The 18,904-nt window shown below is 72.2% G+C and carries 15 protein-coding genes; 9 read left to right on the top strand and 6 right to left on the bottom strand.

Annotated elements, in window-relative coordinates; translation table 11 throughout:
- Positions 1 to 54 precede the first annotated feature (54 nt).
- Positions 55 to 3,447 carry a pyruvate carboxylase gene (locus HOO61_RS09090; protein WP_172258406.1) on the top strand — a complete coding sequence of 1,131 codons (3,393 nt, stop codon included), beginning with the start codon at positions 55 to 57 and terminating at the stop codon, positions 3,445 to 3,447.
- Here the strand turns inward: HOO61_RS09090 and HOO61_RS09085 are convergent.
- Together HOO61_RS09085 and HOO61_RS09080 are read right to left on the bottom strand one after the other, a co-directional pair.
- Entirely contained in the window at positions 3,434 to 4,378 is a 945-nt protein-coding gene (locus tag HOO61_RS09085) for an SGNH/GDSL hydrolase family protein (protein WP_172258405.1), read from the bottom strand. The genes HOO61_RS09090 and HOO61_RS09085 overlap by 14 nt on opposite strands.
- Entirely contained in the window at positions 4,375 to 5,610 is a 1,236-nt protein-coding gene (locus tag HOO61_RS09080; RefSeq protein WP_172258404.1) for a SpoIID/LytB domain-containing protein, read from the bottom strand. Before HOO61_RS09080 ends, HOO61_RS09085 begins: the two co-directional genes overlap by 4 nt.
- Positions 5,611 to 5,725: 115 nt before the next feature.
- Between HOO61_RS09080 and HOO61_RS09075 the strand changes: the two genes are divergently transcribed.
- The gene (locus tag HOO61_RS09075) at positions 5,726 to 6,634 is read left to right on the top strand and encodes an Fpg/Nei family DNA glycosylase (protein ID WP_172258403.1); all 909 of its coding nucleotides are present in this window, start codon (positions 5,726 to 5,728) and stop codon (positions 6,632 to 6,634) included.
- Here HOO61_RS09075 and HOO61_RS09070 read toward each other — a convergent pair.
- Together HOO61_RS09070 and lpdA are read right to left on the bottom strand one after the other, a co-directional pair.
- Positions 6,570 to 7,961 carry an NAD(P)H-quinone dehydrogenase gene (locus tag HOO61_RS09070; RefSeq protein WP_172258402.1) on the bottom strand — a complete coding sequence of 464 codons (1,392 nt, stop codon included), beginning with the start codon at positions 7,959 to 7,961 and terminating at the stop codon, positions 6,570 to 6,572. The two genes, HOO61_RS09075 and HOO61_RS09070, sit on opposite strands and share 65 nt — an antisense overlap.
- Positions 7,961 to 9,361: a dihydrolipoyl dehydrogenase gene (lpdA, locus tag HOO61_RS09065; RefSeq protein WP_172258401.1), complete on the bottom strand. Its 1,401-nt coding sequence runs from the start codon at positions 9,359 to 9,361 to the stop codon at positions 7,961 to 7,963. Before lpdA ends, HOO61_RS09070 begins: the two co-directional genes overlap by 1 nt.
- A 67-nt stretch (positions 9,362 to 9,428) precedes the next feature.
- Between lpdA and HOO61_RS09060 the strand changes: the two genes are divergently transcribed.
- Genes HOO61_RS09060 through HOO61_RS09035 form a run of 6 tightly spaced genes read left to right on the top strand, consistent with a single transcriptional unit; the run spans position 9,429 to position 13,662 of the window.
- The gene (locus tag HOO61_RS09060) at positions 9,429 to 9,881 is read left to right on the top strand and encodes a gamma-glutamylcyclotransferase (protein ID WP_172258400.1); all 453 of its coding nucleotides are present in this window, start codon (positions 9,429 to 9,431) and stop codon (positions 9,879 to 9,881) included.
- A 45-nt stretch (positions 9,882 to 9,926) separates the two neighbouring features.
- Positions 9,927 to 10,754, top strand: coding sequence for a purine-nucleoside phosphorylase (locus HOO61_RS09055; RefSeq protein WP_172258399.1), 828 nt, complete (start codon positions 9,927 to 9,929; stop codon positions 10,752 to 10,754).
- 8 nt (positions 10,755 to 10,762) lie between these two features.
- Complete coding sequence (locus HOO61_RS09050; RefSeq protein ID WP_172258398.1) at positions 10,763 to 11,560, top strand: NAD(P)-dependent oxidoreductase; 798 nt, start codon at positions 10,763 to 10,765, stop codon at positions 11,558 to 11,560.
- Between the two features lie 28 nt (positions 11,561 to 11,588).
- Positions 11,589 to 12,212 carry a hypothetical protein gene (locus HOO61_RS09045; protein WP_172258397.1) on the top strand — a complete coding sequence of 208 codons (624 nt, stop codon included), beginning with the start codon at positions 11,589 to 11,591 and terminating at the stop codon, positions 12,210 to 12,212.
- 48 nt (positions 12,213 to 12,260) lie between these two features.
- Entirely contained in the window at positions 12,261 to 12,635 is a 375-nt protein-coding gene (locus tag HOO61_RS09040) for a MerR family transcriptional regulator (RefSeq protein ID WP_172258396.1), read from the top strand.
- 34 nt (positions 12,636 to 12,669) lie between these two features.
- Positions 12,670 to 13,662: an aldo/keto reductase gene (locus tag HOO61_RS09035; protein WP_172258395.1), complete on the top strand. Its 993-nt coding sequence runs from the start codon at positions 12,670 to 12,672 to the stop codon at positions 13,660 to 13,662.
- A gap of 17 nt (positions 13,663 to 13,679) precedes the next feature.
- Here HOO61_RS09035 and HOO61_RS09030 read toward each other — a convergent pair whose 3' ends face one another.
- A complete protein-coding gene (locus HOO61_RS09030) occupies positions 13,680 to 14,999 on the bottom strand; it encodes a DUF2252 domain-containing protein (RefSeq protein ID WP_172258394.1) in 1,320 nt (439 codons plus the stop codon).
- A 40-nt stretch (positions 15,000 to 15,039) separates the two neighbouring features.
- Here HOO61_RS09030 and tpx point away from each other — a divergent pair, with 40 nt between their 5' ends.
- Positions 15,040 to 15,537: a thiol peroxidase gene (gene tpx, locus HOO61_RS09025; RefSeq protein ID WP_172258393.1), complete on the top strand. Its 498-nt coding sequence runs from the start codon at positions 15,040 to 15,042 to the stop codon at positions 15,535 to 15,537.
- 70 nt (positions 15,538 to 15,607) lie between these two features.
- Here the strand turns inward: tpx and HOO61_RS09020 are convergent, their stop codons facing one another.
- On the bottom strand, positions 15,608 to 18,793 hold the full coding sequence (locus HOO61_RS09020; RefSeq protein ID WP_172258392.1) for an amidohydrolase family protein: 3,186 nt from the start codon (positions 18,791 to 18,793) through the stop codon (positions 15,608 to 15,610).
- Between the last annotated feature and the right edge of the window lie 111 nt (positions 18,794 to 18,904).

The raw sequence follows: 18,904 nt of genomic DNA, 5'->3' as shown, positions 1-18,904 counted from the left end.
CGGGGTACGGACGGGTAACCCAGGTCACACCCGTCACTCGATAGCGTGCGGCCCATGTTCTCCAAGGTGCTCGTCGCCAACCGTGGCGAGATCGCAGTCCGGGCCTTCCGTGCAGCACGCGAGATCGGCGCGCGCACAGTGGCCGTCTTCCCCCACGAGGACCGCGGGTCCGAGCACCGGATGAAGGCCGAGGAGGCCTACCAGATCGGCGAGGAGGGGCACCCCGTACGCGCCTACCTCGACCCGGACGCCATCGTCGAGGTCGCCGTGCGGTGCGGTGCCGACGCGATCTACCCCGGCTACGGCTTCCTCTCGGAGAACCCGGCACTCGCCGAGGCCTGCGCCGCCAACGGAATCACCTTCATCGGGCCCAGCGCCGAGGTGCTCACCCTCACCGGCAACAAGGCCCGGGCGATCGCCGCCGCCAAGGCCGCCGGCGTGCCGGTGCTGGAGTCCGTGCCCCCGTCGACGGACGTCGAGGAGCTGCTCGCGGCCGCCGAGGAGATCGAGGCCCCGCTCTTCGTCAAGGCCGTCGCCGGTGGCGGCGGCCGCGGCATGCGCCGCGTCGACGACCGCGCCGACCTGCGCGACGCGATCGAGACCTGCATGCGCGAGGCCGACGGCGCCTTCGGCGACCCGACCGTCTTCATCGAGCAGGCCGTGGTCGACCCCCGCCACATCGAGGTGCAGATCCTGTCCGACGGCACCGGGTCCGAGGACGGCGTCATCCACCTCTACGAGCGCGACTGCTCCGTGCAGCGGCGCCACCAGAAGGTCGTCGAGATCGCCCCCGCGCCCAACCTCGACCCCGAGCTGCGCGACCGCATGTGCGCCGACGCGGTCCGGTTCGCCCGCGAGATCGGCTACAAGAACGCCGGCACCGTCGAGTTCCTGCTCGACCCCACCGGCAAGTACGTCTTCATCGAGATGAACCCGCGCATCCAGGTCGAGCACACGGTGACCGAGGAGGTCACCGCCGTCGACCTCGTCCAGTCGCAGATGCTCATCGCGGCCGGCGCCACCCTCGCCGACCTCGACCTCACCCAGGACTCGGTGCAGCCGCGCGGCTTCGCCCTCCAGTGCCGCATCACCACCGAGGACCCCGCCAACGGCTTCCGGCCCGACACCGGCAAGATCACGACCTACCGCTCCCCCGGCGGCCCGGGCGTACGCCTCGACGGCGGCACCACCTACAGCGGCGCAGAGATCAGCCCGCACTTCGACTCGATGCTCGCCAAGCTCACCTGTCGCGGCCGCACCTTCGAGGCCGCGGTGCAGAAGGCCCGCCGAGCCCTGCTCGAGTTCCGCATCCGCGGCGTCTCCACCAACGTCGGGTTCCTCCAGGCCGTGCTCGCCGACCCCGACTTCGCAGCCGGCGGCGTCACCACGTCCTTCATCGAGGACCACCCGTCCCTCCTCAGGGCCCAGCTCGGGCGCGACCGCGCGACCAAGCTGCTGGCCTACCTCGCCGACGTCACGGTCAACCAGCCGCACGGCCGCGCCCCGGTGACGGTGTCTGCGGCCAGCAAGCTGCCCGAGCTCGACCGGTCGCAGCCGGTCCCCGACGGCACCCGGCAGCTGCTGCGCGAGGTCGGGCCGGACGAGTTCGCGCGCCGGCTGCGCGCCCAGAAGCACGTCGCGGTCACCGACACCACCTTCCGCGACGCCCACCAGTCGCTGCTCGCCACCCGCGTCCGCACCCGCGACCTTCTCGCCGTCGCCGAGCACGTCGCGCGCACCACACCGCAGCTGTGGTCGGTCGAGTGCTGGGGCGGGGCGACGTACGACGTCGCGCTGCGCTTCCTGGCCGAGGACCCGTGGGAGCGGCTGGCCGCCCTGCGGGAGGCGATCCCCAACGTCGGCCTCCAGATGCTGCTGCGCGGTCGCAACACCGTCGGCTACACGCCCTACCCGACGCAGGTCACCGAGGCCTTCGTGCAGGAGGCCGCCGAGACCGGCATCGACGTGTTCCGGATCTTCGACGCCCTCAACGACGTCTCCCAGATGCGCCCGGCCATCGACGCCGTCCGCGCGACCGGCACGTCGGTGGCCGAGGTGGCCCTGTGCTACACCGGCGACCTGTCCTCGCCCGACGAGCGGCTCTACTCGCTCGACTACTACCTGCGCCTCGCCGAGCAGATCGTCGATGCCGGCGCCCACGTGCTGGCGATCAAGGACATGGCCGGCCTGCTGCGGGCGCCCGCCGCCCGCACCCTCGTCACGGCGCTGCGCGAGCGCTTCGACCTGCCGGTGCACCTCCACACCCACGACACCCCCGGCGGCCAGCTCGCCACGCTGCTCGCGGCGATCGACTCCGGCGTCGACGCCGTCGACGCCGCCTGTGCCTCGATGGCCGGCACGACGTCGCAGCCGGCCCTGTCGGCGCTGGTCTCGGCGACCGACCACTCCGAGCGCGAGACCGGGCTGTCGCTGGCCGCGGTCAACGCGATGGAGCCCTACTGGGAGGCCGTCCGCCGGGTCTACGCCCCCTTCGAGTCCGGCCTGCCGTCGCCGACCGGACGCGTCTACCGCCACGAGATCCCCGGCGGCCAGCTCTCCAACCTGCGCCAGCAGGCGATCGCGCTGGGCCTCGGCGAGCGGTTCGAGCAGGTCGAGGACATGTACGCCGCGGCCAACGACATCCTCGGCAACGTCGTGAAGGTGACGCCGTCGTCCAAGGTCGTCGGTGACCTCGCGCTCGCGCTCGTCGCCGCCAACGCCGACCCGGCGGAGTTCGAGGCCGACCCGGCGTCGTACGACGTCCCGGACTCCGTCATCGGCTTCCTCAACGGTGAGCTGGGCGACCCACCGGGCGGGTGGCCCGAGCCGTTCCGCACTAAGGCGCTCGCCGGGCGCACCTGGAAGCAGCCCACCGAGAGCCTCACCGACGAGCAGCAGGCGGCCCTGGCCTCCGACCGCCGCTCGACGCTCAACGAGCTGCTCTTCCCCGGCCCCACGGCCGCCTTCCACGAGTCGCGCGACTCCTACGGCGACCTGTCGGCGGTGTCGACCATCGACTACCTCTACGGCCTGCGTCGCGGCGAGGAGCACCGCGTGCAGGTGCGCGAGGGCCGCGAGATGCTGTTCGGCCTCGAGGCGATCAGCGAGCCCGACGAACGCGGCTTCCGCAACGTGATGGCGACCGTCGACGGCCAGATGCGACCCGTCCAGGTGCGCGACCGCAGCATCTCTGCCGACGTCGCGTCGACCGAGAAGGCCGACCCCACCAACACCGGCCACGTCGCCGCGCCCTACGACGGGGCGGTGACGGTCACCGTCGCCGAGGGCGACGCGGTCGAGGCGGGCCAGACGGTCGCCACCATCGAGGCGATGAAGATGGAGGCTTCCATCACCGCGCCGGTCGCCGGGACGGTCAGCCGCCTCGCGGTGCCCGCCACGCAGGCCGTCGAGGGCGGCGACCTGGTGCTGGTGATCAGCCCTCGTTGAGGACGATCACGTCGGGGTCGGGCTCGGCGTACTCAGTGACCTCCTCGGGGTCCGCCCCCGTCACCTCACGGAACACCTCGACCGCGACGGCGCGCATGCCGTTGATCTTGGGGTGGAAGGGCGCCGCCACGCCCGCGCGGAACCGCGGGCCGTTGACCCACGCCCGGCCCTTCGCGCACACGTCGTGCCCGTCGGAGACCGCCGCCATGTCGACGTACGACGCCCCTGCCGCCCGCGCGCCGCGGCGCATCGAGGCGTTGAGGAGCCCGGCGACCTCGGCGACCGGCTCGAGCACCTCGGCCGGCACGCCGACGGCACGGCAGGTGCCCTCGGTGGGCAGGATGTCGGGGTAGCCGACGACGAGCACCTCCGCGTCGGGGGCGGCCTTCGCGATGCGACGCACGGCCTGCTGCACGCGGCCGGCGACCTTGCCGGTGTCGGCGCGCAGCTGGTCCACCGGGCAGATCGCTGCCGGACCCCGCTGGCACTGGATGAGCGAGTCGTAGATGCCGAAGTCGTTGCCGCCGATGCCGAGCGTCACCAGGTCGGTCTCGGCCGAGAGCGCGTCGACCTGGGGTGGCGCGGTGTTGCCGTCGAACATCACCATCGGCTCGACGAGGTCGCGGGTCGTCGCGGCCGAGCAGGTGACGTCGGTGTAGCTGGCGACGTCGAGCCAGTCGGCCACGAAGGCCGGGTAGTTGTCCTTCGAGCGCGCGCACCCCTGCGGGTCGGTGCGCATCGTGCCGATGAACGGGCCCGCGGAGAACGAGTCGCCCATCGCGACGTAGTCGACCCGGGTGGTGACCTCGGTGTCGACGACGGGGTCGGGCAGGTCGACGTCGCCGTCGCCGGCCGCCTGGCCGGACTCGCAGGCGGACGCGGTGAGGGCGAGGGCGGCCACTGCCGCCGCGAGACGGAGCCGTCGGGTCACAGGCGTGCGGGCCCCTTCTGGCGCGGCAGCACGCTGAACGTGAACCAGTCGGAGGGCAGGCCGAGGAACGAGCGGGCGTCGTCGCCGCTCACGCTCACCCGGCCGCCGGTGAACACGAACGCCATGGCGGTGACGCGACCGCCCCACTCGCCGTTGCCGTCGCGCGCGACGACCTCGATGCCGGTGAGGTCGCCCATCCCGGGCCACTGCTTCTCGACCTGGGTGTCGTCGATCGTCCTGCTCCAGGTGGAGTACGTCGGGTTGGCGAGGCCGTCGTAGGGGTCGACCTGCGCCACGAGGTAGGGCATGGAGCCGGCCGCGGAGAAGCCGCCGTTGCTAGCCGAGAACTGCGTGAACGCCGGGCGCCCGTCGTGGAAGAGGCCCTGCCCGGCGGTCGCCTGGATGGCCGCGGTCGCCGCGTCGTGCTCCACGTCGACGCCGCCGTAGACCTGGCACTGGGTGGTGTCGCAGAGGTCGTAGTGGGCGGCAGCGGGCTGCGATCGCTCGAAGGCCGCGTAGGTGCGCGCCGCGACGGACTGGGCGCTGACCGCCGCCGAGGTCCAGAGCGCGGGGACCTCCTCCGGCACGACGCCACGCAGGTAGGCCTCCATGCCGACCCGGTTGACGGTCTCGCGCTTGCCGCCCTCCCGTGCCGCCACCGACTGCAGGGTGCCGCGGTAGTCGCGACGGTCGCCGGGCAGCACCAGGGTCAGGCTGCTGTCGGCGGATCGGAGCTCGGCCTCGCCGCGCACCTTCTTCCACCTGCGCCACGAGCCGCCCTTCGTCCACTGCACGGCGGTGTCGCGCCCAGCAGCGACCAGGCGCCACTTCCTGGCGCCGTTGGAGGGCAGGCGCCAGGTGCGCGAGCGACCCACCGAGCCGACCCTGAGCCCCCGCTCGGCCACGACCTGCACGTCGCGCCCGGTGTCGGCGGTGATGAGCACGCGGACCTTGCCGCGGACAGCGCCCCACGTGGTGCCGGGGTAGTAGAACTCGTTGATCTGCTGCCACGTCAGGCCCTGCTGGGCCGCGCCGAGGGCGCCGTACTGCGACATGCCGTGGCCGTGGCCGAAGCCGTGGCCGGTGATGGTGATCGCGGTGCTGCCCGGCGTGGACCACGCCTCGATCGCCCGACGGGGCTCGGCAGCCGACGTGTCGGCGGACGCCGGCAGGGCGGGCAGCAGCAAAGCGCTCGCGGCGAGCGCGAGCAGCAGGCGGGTACGGGTCGTCATGTGGTCTCTCCCCCGAGAACGTTCGGCGAACCTCCGAGGTTACAGGCGGGCCGGGCGGCCGGGGCATGGACCAGGAGATCTGGGGACTGTCACACCCGCCTGTGACACTGGACGGGTGCCCGAGGGAGACAGCGTCTGGAAGCTCGCGCGTCGGCTGGACCGCCAGCTGACCGGGCACACGGTCACGCGTTCCGACTTCCGCACGCCCGCCCTGGCCACGCGCGAACTCTCGGGTCGCGAGGTGGTCGGTCACGACACCCACGGCAAGCACCTGCTGACCCGGTTCTCCGGCACGGCCGGCTCCCCGCCGGCGACGCTGCACAGCCACCTCCGCATGGACGGCTCCTGGTCGACCCTCGCGCCGGGCAAGCGACTCCCCGCCAAGCTGCAGCCCCACGTGCGGCTCGTCTGGACCCTCGACGACGGGCGCACGGTCCACGGCATCCGGCTGCACGACCTCGCCCTCGTGCCCACCGACCGGGAGGCCGACCTGGTCGGCCACCTCGGGCCCGACCCGCTGCGTGACGACTGGGACGCCGAGGAGGCGGTGCGCCGCCTCCTCGCGCAGCCCGACGTGCCGCTGGTGACCGCGCTGCTCGACCAGCGGTCGATGGCCGGTCTGGGCAACCTCTGGGCCAACGAGCTCGCGTTCCTCAGCGGGGTGAGCCCGTGGACCCCGATCGGCGAGGTCGACGTGCCCCACCTCGTCGAGCGGGCCGCCGCCATGCTGCGCCACTCCGCGACCGTCCCCGGCGCCTACCAGGTGACCACCGGCTCACCGGTCAGGGGCGACGACCACTGGATCACCGGTCGCCAGCGGCAGGGGTGCCGCCGCTGCGGCGGTCCGGTGAGCGTGCAGGCCGAGGTGCCGGGCGACGCCGCCAACCGCCGTACGTGGTGGTGCCGCTCCTGCCAGCCCGGGCCGGGGCCCGAGGCCCGGGTGGGCGACGGGCCCGGGATCAGACGTGGTGCAGGCGCCGGGCGGCCTCGGCGACCGACCCGCTCATCGACGGGTAGACGGTGAACGCCTGGGCGAGCTGGTCGGCGGTCAGCGACTCCGCGACCGCGACCGACACCGGGTGGATCAGCTCGGAGGCGCGCGGCCCGACCACCACGCCACCGACCACGATCCCGGTGCCGGGACGGCAGAAGAGCTTCACGAAGCCGTCGCGCACGCCCTGCATCTTGGCGCGCGCGTTGCCGGCCAGCGGCAGGGTGACGACCTCGGCGGCGATCTCGCCGGCGTCGACGGCCTGCTGCGACCAACCGACGGTGGCGATCTCGGGCGAGGTGAAGACGTTGGAGGAGACCTTCTTGAGGTCGAGCGGTGCCACGGCGTCGCCGAGGAAGTGCCACATCGCGATCCGGCCCTGCATCGCGGCCACCGAGGCGAGCATCAGCACGCCGGTGCAGTCGCCCGCGGCGTAGATCCCCCGCGCCGACGTGCGCGACACGCGGTCGACGGTGATGAACCCGCCCTCGTCGACGGCCACGCCCGCGTCCTCGAGGCCGAGGTCGGCGGTGTTGGGGATCGAGCCCAGCGCGAGGATGCAGTGGCTGCCCGAGACCGTACGGCCGTCGGTCAGGGTCACCGTGACCTCGTCGCCGTCGCGGGTCACCGACTGCATGCGCGAGCGGCTGAGCACCTTCATCCCGCGGCGGGTCGCGACGTCCTCGAGCACCGCCGAGGCGTCGGCGTCCTCGCCGGGCAGCACCCGGTCGCGGCTGCTGACCAGCGTCACGTCGATGCCGAGCGCGAGGTAGGCGCTGGCGAACTCCGCGCCGGTGACGCCCGAGCCGACCACGATCAGCTTCTCCGGCACCTCGGTCAGGTCGTAGACCTGCTCCCAGGTGAGGATCCGCTCGCCGTCGGGCTGGGCGCTCGGCAGCGTGCGGGGCGCGGCCCCGGTGGCGACGATGATCGCGTCGGCCTGGAGGGTCTCCTCGCCGTCCGCGGTCGTGGCGACGACAGTCAGGTCGGGCCCGAGACGACCGCGCCCGGTGAGCACGCGTACGCCGTCGCGGTCGAGGCGGGCGGCGATGTCGGACGACTGGTCGGCCGCGAGCTGCTTGACCCGGGCGTTCACCCGCGCCAGGTCGACCGAGATCGTCGTGGCCGCGTCGCCCTGGTGGTCGTGGAAGTTGACCCCCAGCTCGCGCGCCGTCGACATGTCGGTCATCAGCTCGGCGGTGGCGATCAGCGTCTTGCTCGGCACGCAGTCGGTGAGAACCGCCGACCCGCCCACGCCGTCGGTGTCGACGACGGTGACCTCGGCGCCGAGCTGGGCCGCGACGTGCGCGGCCTCGTAGCCACCGGGGCCGCCGCCGATGATGACGATGTGGTCGGCCATCAGAAGTTGATCATGTGGCCGGCGATGCCGTGCACGGCCTCCTTGACGGCCTCACCCAGCGTCGGGTGCGCGAAGACGTTGCGGGCCACCTCGTCGGCGGTGAGGTCCCACTGCTGCGCCATCGTCAGGACCGGCAGCAGCTCGGTGACGTTGGGGCCGATCATGTGCGCGCCGATGATCTCGTTGTGCTCGGCGTCGGCGACGACCTTGACGAAGCCGATCGGCTCCCCGAGACCCATCGCCTTGCCGTTGGCGCTGAACGGGAACGACGCCGTCTTCACGTCGTAGCCCTTCTCCTTGGCCTGCGCCTCGCTGTAGCCGAAGGACGCGATCTGCGGGTTGCAGTAGGTCGCGCGCGGGACGAAGTCGAAGGCGACCGGCATGGTCTCGGCGCCGTTGATCGTCTCGGCCGCCACGATGCCCATCGCCTCGGCGACGTGGGCGAGCATCATCTTGCCGGTGCAGTCGCCGATGGCGTACACGTTGTCGACGTTGGTGCGGCCGAAGTCGTCGATCTCGATCGCGCCGCGCTCGGAGACGCTGACGCCGGTGTTCTCGAGGCCGTAGCCCTTCACCCGCGGCGCGAAGCCGAAGGCGGCGAGGAACTTGCCGGCCTCGAGCACCTGCTCGTCGCCGCCCGCTGCGGGGGCGACGGTGACCTTGACCCCGGAGCCGGTGTCCTCGACGTTCTTCACGGCGGTGGAGGTCAGCACCTTCACGCCGAGCTTCTTGTACTGCTTGGCCAGCTCCTTGGAGATGTCCGCGTCCTCGGTCGGCACCATCCGGTCGAGGAACTCCACGATCGTGACGTCGACGCCGAAGTTGGCCATCACGTAGGCGAACTCGACTCCGATCGCGCCGGACCCGCCGATGATGATCGACTCGGGGAGCTGGTCGGTGAGGATCTGCTCCTCGTAGGTCACGACGTTCTCGCTCAGCTCGACGCCGGGGACCAGGCGCACGGTCGCGCCCGCGGCGATGATGAGGTTGTCGAAGGTGTAGCCGGTCTTCTGGCCGTCCTTCTCCACGTCGATCCCGGTCGCGCTGGTGAGGGTGCCCCAGCCGTCGATCTCGGTGATCTTGTTCTTCTTCATCAGGAAGTGGACGCCCTTGACGATGCCGGCGCTGACGTCGCGGCTGCGCTTGTGGGTGGGCCCGAACGACATGGTGACGTCGCCCTCGATGCCGAACTTCGCCTTCTCGTGCTGGAGCGTGTGCGCCAGCTCGGCGTTCTTCAGCAGCGCCTTGGACGGGATGCAGCCGACGTTGAGGCACACCCCTCCCCAGTACTTCTCCTCCACCACGGCCACCTTCTGGCCGAGCTGGGAGGCGCGGATCGCGGCGACGTAGCCACCGGGGCCGGCGCCGAGGACGAGGGTGTCGAAGTGCGTGTCGGTCACGCCTCCACCCTAGTTGTCGGCCCGCGCTGGGGAACACCCGAGGTCGTGGCTCGATACTGTGTCGCCCGTGACCCTGTACGCCGCCTACGGGACGAACCTCGATCCCGCCCGCATGGGCGAGCGCTGCCCCCACTCGATCCTGCACTCCACGGGGTGGCTCACGGGCTGGCGGCTGACGTTCGGTGGCGAGGAGCACGGCTGGGACGGCGCCCTCTCCACGATCGTCCAGGACGCCTTCGAGCAGGTCTTCGTCGCGGTCTACGACGTCACGCCCGAGGACGAGCGCGCCCTCGACGGCTGGGAGGCCGCCGACACCGGGCTCTACCGCAAGACCAAGGTGCGGGTGCAGACGCTGACCGGCGAGCTCGTCGTGTGGGCCTACGTCCTCGACGCCTACGAGGGCGGCCTGCCCTCGGCGTCCTACCTCGGGGTCCTCGCCGACGCGGCGGACGCCGCCGGCGCCCCGGAGGACTACGTCGCGGCCCTGCGTCGCCGCGCCTGCCGGTCCACCGGACTCTGAGGCGAGGTGCCGGGTCGGCCTCAGACTCGGTCTAGAGTTCCGGACGTGACCCACGCTGCCACCGTCCCCACCCCCTACGAGAGCGCGGCCGAGGCCGCCGCCCGGCTCGCCGAGCTGACCGGCGTGGAGCGCCACGACGTGGCCCTGGTGCTGGGCTCCGGCTGGCTCCCGGCCGTCGACGCGCTCGGCGAGGCGACCGCCGAGATCGACACCACCGACCTCCCCGGCTTCAGCGCAGCCGCGGTCGCCGGGCACAGCGGCAAGATCCGCTCGATCCGCTGCGCGGACGCGGAGGGGCGCGAGCGCAACCTGCTGGTCTTCCTCTCCCGCACCCACTTCTACGAGGGCAAGGGCGTCGCCGCCGTCGTGCACCCCGTGCGTACGGCGGCCGCGGCAGGTTGCTCGGCCATCGTCCTCACCAACGGGTGCGGCGGCCTCAAGGAGGGCTGGCAGCCCGGGCAGCCGGTGCTGATCTCCGACCACATCAACCTGACGGGCACCAGCCCGATCGTCGGCGCGAACTTCGTCGACCTGACCGACCTCTACAGCCCCCGCCTGCGAGCGATGTGCAAGGAGGTCGACGGCTCCCTCGACGAGGGCGTCTACGTGCAGTTCCCCGGTCCCCACTACGAGACGCCCGCCGAGGTCCGGATGGCCGGCGTCCTCGGCGGCCACCTCGTCGGCATGAGCACCACGCTCGAGGCCATCGCCGCCCGCGAGGCCGGCATGGAGGTCCTCGGCATCAGCCTGGTCACCAACCTGGCCGCCGGCCTGAGCGGTGAGCCGCTCAACCACGAGGAGGTCCTCGAGGCGGGTCGCTCCGCCGCCAGCCGGATGGGCGGCCTGCTCAGCCAGGTCGTCACGCGGATCTGAGGCCTGCGATGCGCGTGCTGGTCACCGGCGCCGCCGGCAGCATCGGCCGGGTGGTCACCACCGGCCTGGCGGCGGCCGGCCACGAGGTGGTGGGGCTCGACCTGGTCCCGCCGCCCGACGGCACGCCGTTCCCCTGGCACGAGGCCGACTGTGCCGACGCGGACGCCGTCGAGGCGGTCTTCGCGGAGCAGCGGCTCGACGCCGTCGTCCACCTGGCCGGCATCCCCGAGGAGGCGTCGCTGCCCGACGAGCTCACCTCCCACGTCGTGACGACCGCCGCCCTGCTCGACGCGATGGTCGCCCACGACGTGCCGCGCATCGTCTACGCCTCGTCCAACCACGCCGTGGGCCGCACGCCGCGCGCCGACGGGGTGCTCACCGAGCACGCCCTCCCCCGGCCCGACACCTACTACGGCGTCGCCAAGGTCGCGGCCGAGGCGCTCCTGCACCTCTTCGCCGACCGCCACGACATCGACGCCGTCGCCTGCCGGATCGGCTCGTTCCTCGAGGAGCCGGCCAGCCTGCGCGGCCTCTCGACGTGGCTCTCCCCCGACGACTGCGTCCGCATGGTCGAGGCGGCCCTGACCACCCCCGCCCCCGGATACGCGGTGCTCTACGGCATCAGCGCCAACACCCGCGCCTGGTGGGACCTCGAGCCGGGGCGCCGACTGGGCTACGAGCCGCAGGACGACGCCGAGGCGTACGCCGACCGCGTCGAGGCCGGCCCCGACGACGAGACGGAGGCCGCACACGTCGGCGGTCCCTACGCGACGGCGGCGTTCCACCGGCCCGCACTGGGTGCCTGATCGAGGCGGGCGGGGCACGAGGGACCGGATGAGCTCGCCCAGCGATCTCGAGGTCGCCCTCGCGGCCCTGGAGGCGGAGCTCCTCCGCCTCCAGGCGCCGTTGGTCCACCACTGGCAGCCGGGCGCCGAACCCGGCGCGGTGACCGGGCAGCTCGCGACGTGTGGGGCCGAGGCGCTCCCCGACCTCCTCGCCTGGTTCGGTTGGCACGACGGCACCGGGGTGTCTGCGACGACCCCGCCGGGCGCGCCGTGGCTGTCCGACGACACGTGCCTGTTCGGGGTCTGGCACCTGCCGACGCTCGGTCAGGCGGCGGTGCTGCACCACGCCGCGCTCGCCCTGGAGGACGAGGCCGGTGTCATCGAGGCGCTCGGCACCGGCTGGTACAAGGACGGCTGGTTCCCTGTGCTGGTGGCACTCGACGGTTGGCTCGTTTGTGTCGACACGATCGGGACTGCAGGCCCGGTCGGGAGCCTGTTCGTGTGGGACACCCACGCTGCCAACGACCCGTTCGACCTCCGACCGTGGTACCCGAGCCTCACCGGCATGGTCGCGGCCATGGTGGCCGCCTACCGGAGCGGGCGGATCACGCCGACCCAGGGATACATCGAGCTCGAGGACCTCCCGCCGGAGAGCCGGCCACTCGCCTACTGAGGCCTCCGCCCTTGACTTGGAGCGCACTCCAAGTCGGACACTGGTCGGATGACCAGCCTGAGCATCGCCGAGGCGGCCGAGCGCACCGGGCTCACCGCCCACACCCTGCGGTACTACGAGCGTGACGGGCTGCTGCTGCACTCGGTCGACCGGGCCCCCTCAGGTCATCGTCGCTACACCGACGAGGACCTCCGGTGGATCCAGATGGTGACGCGGCTACGCGCCACCGGCATGCCCATCCGGGACGTACGCCGCTACGCCGGCCTGGTGCGCGACGGCGACGGCAACGAGTCCGAACGCCTGGCGCTGCTGCTTGCCCACCGCGAGGTCGTCGAGCGTCAGCTCGCCGAGGTGACCGGCCACCTGCGCGCGATCGACCACAAGATCGCGCTCTACGAGAACAAGGTCGCTCCAGCCCCTTGACCTTGAGCGCGCTCGAAGGCGAAGGGTGGCAGGCATGAGCATCCAGACACGACAGATCGGCTCCCTCACCGTCTCCGCCCTAGGCCTCGGCTGCATGGGGATGTCAGAGTTCTACGGCACCCCCGACGAGCAGTCGGGCATCGACACGATCCACCGCGCCCTCGACCTCGGCGTGACGTTCCTCGACACCGCCGACATGTACGGCCCGTTCACCAACGAGCGGCTCGTCGGCAAGGCCATCGCGGGCCGCCGCGGCGAGGTGCAGCTCGCCACCAAGTTCGGCAACGAGCGCAACCCCGACGGCTCGTGGGTCGGCATCAACGGCTCGCCTGACTACGTCCGCCGCGCCTGCGACGCCTCGCTGGAGCGGCTCGGCGTCCACCACATCGACCTCTACTACCAGCACCGCGTGGACAAGACCGTTCCCATCGAGGAGACGGTCGGCGCGATGGCCGAGCTCGTCGAGGCCGGCAAGGTGCGTCACCTCGGGCTGTCCGAGGCGTCCGCCGAGACGATCCGCCGCGCCCACGCCACCCACCCCGTTTCCGCGCTGCAGACCGAGTACTCCCTCTTCACCCGTGACCTCGAGGACGAGATCATCCCCGTCCTGCGTGAGCTCGGGATCGGCCTGGTCCCCTACTCCCCGCTGGGCCGCGGCATCCTCACCGGGGCCGTCACCCGCGAGTCGCTGGAGTCCGACGACTCCCGCGCCACCGGACGCTTCCCCCGCTTCAGCGGCGACGCCCTGGACGCCAACCTCGCCCTCGTCGACAAGGTCAGGGAGCTGGCCTCGGACAAGGGCTGCACCCCCGGCCAGCTCGCGCTGGCGTGGGTGCTGGCGCAGGGCGACGACCAGCTCGGGGTCGCACCGATCCCCGGCACGAAGCGCGTGAAGTACCTCGAGGAGAACGTCGGCGCACTCGACGTCGAGCTCACGGCCGACGACCTGGCCGCGCTCGAGCAGGCCGTGCCGCGCGACGCGGTCGCCGGCGACCGCTACGGCGACATGTCCACCATCGACGCCTGAGCTGGCCGCTGCGAGGGTCAGGTCGAGGCGATGCCGACCCGGCCCTCGCGGAAGGCGTCGACGAACAGCGCGTGGTCCTCGCGGACGCGGACGGCGTACGCGATCCCCCAGCCGCACAGCCACGAGACGAAGTCGTTGCGGCGCCCCTCCAGCGACGCGGCGATCGCCTCCTCGACCTGGAAGTCCACGAGGTCCTGCTGGCTGTCCTCGTCGGAGGCGCAGTGGATCTTGGCGGTCGCGCGTCCGAGCAGGTCGACGACGGCGCGCATGTCCTCGGGCTCGTTGATCTCGCTCCAGTCGAGGTCGACCTCGTAGGGCGACACCTCGGAGACGACGTAGCCCACGCCGTCGATGCTGGTGTGGCCGAGCAGCGGGTCGGTGTGCACCTGCAGGGCCCGCTGGCTCACCGCGGTCCGGTGGCCCTCGTGGTCGAAGTAGGCGTCGACGTCGGCGGTGTCGACGAAGCGGCTCACGGCCGGGATGTTGGCCTGCTTCATGCTGAGCACCACGTCGTTGTCGAGCGCCTGGCTGTAGCCCTCGACCAGCACGTTGTACGCCGGCAGGCCGGCACTTCCGATGCCGAATCCGGACTTGCCGACGACGTCGCGCAGCTCGTAGAACAGGTCGCGGTCGAAGCGCTTGGACTCCGGGATCGTGTCGAGGTAGGCCCGGAAGGCGTCCACCACCTTCGCGCGCTCGGTGCTCGACAGCCGCCGCGTCGTCCCGTCCTCGGTGAACTTCCTGGTCCCTCGCTGCATCTCGGTCACGCTGTCGAGGAGGTCGGCCCGCCGCATCCTCCGCGCCGACTCCAGGGCGGTGAGGACCGGCCCGTGGGCCGTGTCGAGCCGGATCTCGAACTCCTCGTCGTCGTGGGTGCCCGTGTAGTGGTTGACCTGGGCGAGGTAGGAGCGGGCGTAGCGGGCGATGAGCTTGCGGATCGCGTCCTCGGGCAGCGCCTTCTGCCAGCCGAGCAGCGCCAGGCTCGCTGCGAACCGCTGCAGGTCCCAGGTGAACGGACCGAGGTAGGCCTCGTCGAAGTCGTTGATGTCGAAGATCAGCCGACCGTCGGAGTTGAGGTAGGTGCCGAAGTTCTCGACGTGCAGGTCCCCGTGGATCCAGATGCGCTCGGCCCCGCGGTCGGCCCAGTCGTCCTCCTCGCCGGTGACGTCGCAGTAGAACAGGCACGCCGACCCGCGGTAGAACGCCAGCGGGTCGCGCGCCATCTTGCGGTACTTCGCCCGGAAGGCCGCCGGGTCGGCCCGCATCAGGGGCGCGAATGCGTCACGCAGCACCTCGACGATCACCTTGGTGCGGGCGTCGGTTCGTGCAGTGGCCATGCGGGCACTCTAGGACCGGGTGGCCAGTAGGTTGGGGACCATGGCAACCACACAACTCGGCCCCAACACCGTCAGCACCGTGGGCGAGCTCCCCACGGTCGGCTCCCAGGCTCCCGGCTTCGACCTCGTCGACTCGAAGTTCGAGGCCCTCACCGACGCGGACGTCTCCGGCAAGCGCGTCGTGCTCAACATCTTCCCGAGCATCGACACCGGCGTGTGCCAGGCGAGCGTGAAGAAGTTCAACGAGCTCGCCGCCGGCCTCGACAACACCGCCGTCGTCAACGTCTCGGTCGACCTGCCCCTGGCCCAGGCCCGCTTCTGCGGCGCGGAGGGCATCGACGACGTGCTCGTCGGCTCGGCCTTCCGCTCGTCCTTCGGCGAGGACTACGGCATCGCGATGGCCGACGGGAGCTGGAAGAGCATGCTCGCCCGCGCCGTGGTCGTCCTCGACACCGACCGCACCGTGCTGCACACCCAGCTCACCGACGCGATCGGCGAGGAGCCCGACTACGACGCAGCGGTGGCCGCGCTCGGCTGATCGACCGCACACACGCACACGACCGTGGCCGCGGACCCGACATCGGGTCCGCGGCCACGGTCGTCCTGCGTCAGTGCGCCTCGTCCCCCGCGCGCGCCTGGTGGATCAACGCCTCGTAGGCGTCGCACGCGTGGGCGTACTGCTCGGCGACGACGTCGGGGTCGTGCCACCAGAACCTGCTCCCGGCCGACGCCGGGACCCGCCCACGCACCGAGGTGGCGGGAGCCGGACCGGGCAGCACGGCGTCGCGCCCCGAGGCGCGGACCGTGCGGAACGGCTTCAGCAGCTGCCGCGGGGTGTGGCGCTGCCCGCCGACCATCGTCATCCGCACCCGCGCCGCCGCGTCGATGTCGCGGAGCGGGTTGCCGTCGACGGCGATCAGGTCGGCCACCTTGCCCGGGCGCAACGTGCCGACGTCGTCGCTGACCCCGAGGTAGCGCGCTGGCGTGACGATCGCGGCCCGCAGAGCGGCGTACGGCGACCATCCGTAACCCACCATCTCCTGCAGGTTGGCGTGCACCCCGATCGCGACGTTGTCGAGCGGGCTGTCGGTGCCGACCAGCACCTGGCCGCCGGCCCGGTGGATGCGCAGCAGGCTCCGTGCCTCCTTGCACTCCGCGCTCGCGCACCCGGGGTCCGACGGCTCGGTCGCGTTGTCGGCCGTCGCGGTGAGCAGCGACTCGCGCTTCCACGGCGGCAGCAGCCGCAACCGTCGGTCACCCTCGAGCTCGCCGGCCGTGAGGAAGTCGGTGGTGAACAGGGTGGTGGTCACCGTGCGGTTGCCCCGGCCGTAGAGCAGCGGCACGTCGTCGTAGCTGTTCCCGGTGGGCGTCAGCGTGTGGGCGTAGCCGAGCCGCTGCGTCGCGGCGAGGTGCGTGGTGCCGTCCTGGCCGACGAGCGCGCCCGGGGTGAGGTAGTGCGACGACGACGGGACACCGAGGGCGTGCGCGGCCGAGACCACCATCGCCATCCGGGTCGCCTGGAGCCGCACGTAGGACTTCACGAAGTCGTAGTCCAGCCGCCGGGCCCGAGTCAGCTCACGCCTGACCTGGGCGTCGCTGGTGGTGGGCCGCATGAAGTTGTAGTAGACCCGCGACCCGTCGACCGGCTCGCCGGTGGCGTAGAAGCGGGGTCCCACCCGGACACCGGCGCGCAGCGCGTCGCGGTCCTCCATCGCGCGGTAGACCTGGTCACCGACCGACAGGGTCGAGGTGATGCCCCACGCCAGGCTGATCCGGCCCTGGCGGTCGCCGAAGAATCGCGACTCGTAGGCCTGGTGGACGTGGGAGTCCATGAGCCCCGGCATGACGGTCAGTCCGGAGGCGTCGACCACCTTCCCGCCGCGGTGCGGGCGGTGCGGTGCGATGCTCCGGATCCGGTTGCCGACCACGGTGATGTCGACGTTGCGGCGCAGCTTCCTGGCCTGGCCGTCCCAGAACCGTCCGGCGTGGACCACCTGGCGTCCGGTGCGGACCCGGGGTCGGTAGCGCAGCGGGACGTCGACGGTCCGGGCCCTGCCGGTCCGGGCGTTCGCCAGGCGCAGCCGGCCCTGCGACAGGTAGAGCAGCTTGCGCGAGTCCCCGCTCCAGGACGGCGCGTCGGCGACCTCGCCGTTGACCCGCTTCGGGTCACCGGTCGGCGTGCCGGTGGCGTCCACGCGCATCACGTGCAGCTGCGAGCCCATCACGAACGCCATCCGTCTGCCGTCGGGCGACCAGACCGGGCCGTCGTCACCGCGGGTGGACAGGGACGCGTGGCGGTCCCCCGGCTCGACGTAGCGCTGTGCACCGGTCGCGACGTCGACGACGAGGATCTGGCTGACTCCCTCGCGGAACCGCTGCGAGTAGGGCCGCACCGAGGCGAAGGCGAGCGTCTGCGAGTCCGCCGACCACGTGGGGCGGCCGGGACCGAAGAGGGGGGTCACCAGCTCCCGGACGTCGCCGCTGGCGAGGTCGAGGACGTACGTCGCCCCCTTCTCGTCCTGGAACGCCAGCGACTTCTCGTCGGGCGAGAAGGACGCGGACACCTCGGCCGAAGGCAGCGCGGTCACCCGGCGCTGCCGGCCCGAGCGCAGGTCGCGGACGTAGATGTCCTCGGTGCCGGCGCGGTCGGAGCTGTAGGCGATGCGTCTGCCGTCCGGGGACCAGACGGGGTTCACCTCCTGGTAGGAGTCGCGGGTGAGGCGACGCGGCGTGCCACCGATCCGCATCAGCCACAGGTCGTTGAGGGCGACGAAGAGCACCCGCTTGCCGTCGGGCGACAGCTGCGGGGTGAGCACTCCAGAGAGGCGTCGCGGCGCGCGCGAGTCGAAGTCGTGCTCCTTCTTCGGGTACGTCCGCCCCGTCAGCCGGATGTCCGCACTGAAGGGCACCTCGGCCGTGGCGCCGGTCGAGGGCACGACGGTCCGGATGCCGCCGTCGGCGGTGTAGAGGATGCCGTCCGCGCCGGTCCACTCCGGGGTGAAGAGGAAGACGTCCTGCCCCTGGGTCACCGCCCGGCCGTCGACCTTCAGGTCCGCGCGGGTGCCCTGCTGCTCGACGTACGCGACCCGCTGGCCGTCCGGCGCCATCGCCGGGACGTTGAGGGTCACCCCGGCTGCCGGTCGGGGCACCAGCACCGTCGACGCGCCCGCCCGATCCGTGGCGACCACCTGGTTGTCGGCGACGTGCACCACGCGGTCGCCCCCGGGCGACCAGGACGGCGTGAACTCCTGCCCGGGCGCCGTGGTCCACTGCGTCAGCGCCCCGGTGGCGACCTCGACGCTCCAGATGTCATAGCTGCCGGCCCGGTCGGAGGCGAACGCGACGTGCTTGCCGTCTGGCGACCACCGCGGCTCCCGGTCGTCGAAGCCTCCGCTGGTCAGCTGGGTCAGGTCACTGCCGTCCGCAGCGGCGGTCCAGATGTGGAACCCGCCGTCGCGGTAGGCCTGGAAGACGAGGCGGCCGTCCGGGCCGACGTCCGGTCGGGCCGCCTCGTCCGCGGCCGTCGTGAGGCGGCGGGTCTCCCCGCCGCCTGCGGGGACGCGGTGCAGGAGGCCGTGCAGGTCCATGACGATCGAGCCGTCAGGGGCGAGCGCAGCGGCGATGTTCGTGCCCTCGGTCAGGGTCACGGTGACGGCGCGGGGCTGGGTCGAGCCGTTGTCGGCGGCTCCGGCCGGAGGCGCTGCCGCCATCACGGCGGCCGCGACCACCAGGGTGGTGACGCTCGCCGTGGCCCGGCGCAGCCGCCGGGGCAGGGTGGTGGGTGTCGTGTTCATGGTGCTCCCGAGAGTGAAGTGGTCACTGGTGTGACCCCCGTCACTGTGCGCGCGGGCTCCGCCGCAGCGCCAGAGCGGACCTGCGCACCGGGACGAACGGTCGGAGATCTG

Source organism: Nocardioides sp. zg-1230, assembly GCF_013155335.1.
In the GTDB taxonomy this organism is placed as follows: Bacteria; Actinomycetota; Actinomycetes; order Propionibacteriales; family Nocardioidaceae; genus Nocardioides.
Note: the sequence above shows the minus strand (reverse complement) of the source record. Positions and strands in the feature narration are given on the sequence as shown.

What these genes read in the sequence shown, in the direction of transcription:
- HOO61_RS09035 (WP_172258395.1), top strand. Translation starts at nt 12,670, where the DNA reads ATGAGCATCCAGACACGACAGATCGGCTCCCTCACCGTCTCCGCCCTA.
- HOO61_RS09030 (WP_172258394.1), bottom strand. Translation starts at nt 14,999, where the DNA reads ATGGCCACTGCACGAACCGACGCCCGCACCAAGGTGATCGTCGAGGTG.
- HOO61_RS09045 (WP_172258397.1), top strand. Translation starts at nt 11,589, where the DNA reads ATGAGCTCGCCCAGCGATCTCGAGGTCGCCCTCGCGGCCCTGGAGGCG.
- tpx (WP_172258393.1), top strand. Translation starts at nt 15,040, where the DNA reads ATGGCAACCACACAACTCGGCCCCAACACCGTCAGCACCGTGGGCGAG.
- HOO61_RS09020 (WP_172258392.1), bottom strand. Translation starts at nt 18,793, where the DNA reads ATGAACACGACACCCACCACCCTGCCCCGGCGGCTGCGCCGGGCCACG.
- HOO61_RS09070 (WP_172258402.1), bottom strand. Translation starts at nt 7,961, where the DNA reads ATGGCCGACCACATCGTCATCATCGGCGGCGGCCCCGGTGGCTACGAG.
- HOO61_RS09050 (WP_172258398.1), top strand. Translation starts at nt 10,763, where the DNA reads ATGCGCGTGCTGGTCACCGGCGCCGCCGGCAGCATCGGCCGGGTGGTC.
- HOO61_RS09080 (WP_172258404.1), bottom strand. Translation starts at nt 5,610, where the DNA reads ATGACGACCCGTACCCGCCTGCTGCTCGCGCTCGCCGCGAGCGCTTTG.
- HOO61_RS09040 (WP_172258396.1), top strand. Translation starts at nt 12,261, where the DNA reads ATGACCAGCCTGAGCATCGCCGAGGCGGCCGAGCGCACCGGGCTCACC.
- HOO61_RS09090 (WP_172258406.1), top strand. Translation starts at nt 55, where the DNA reads ATGTTCTCCAAGGTGCTCGTCGCCAACCGTGGCGAGATCGCAGTCCGG.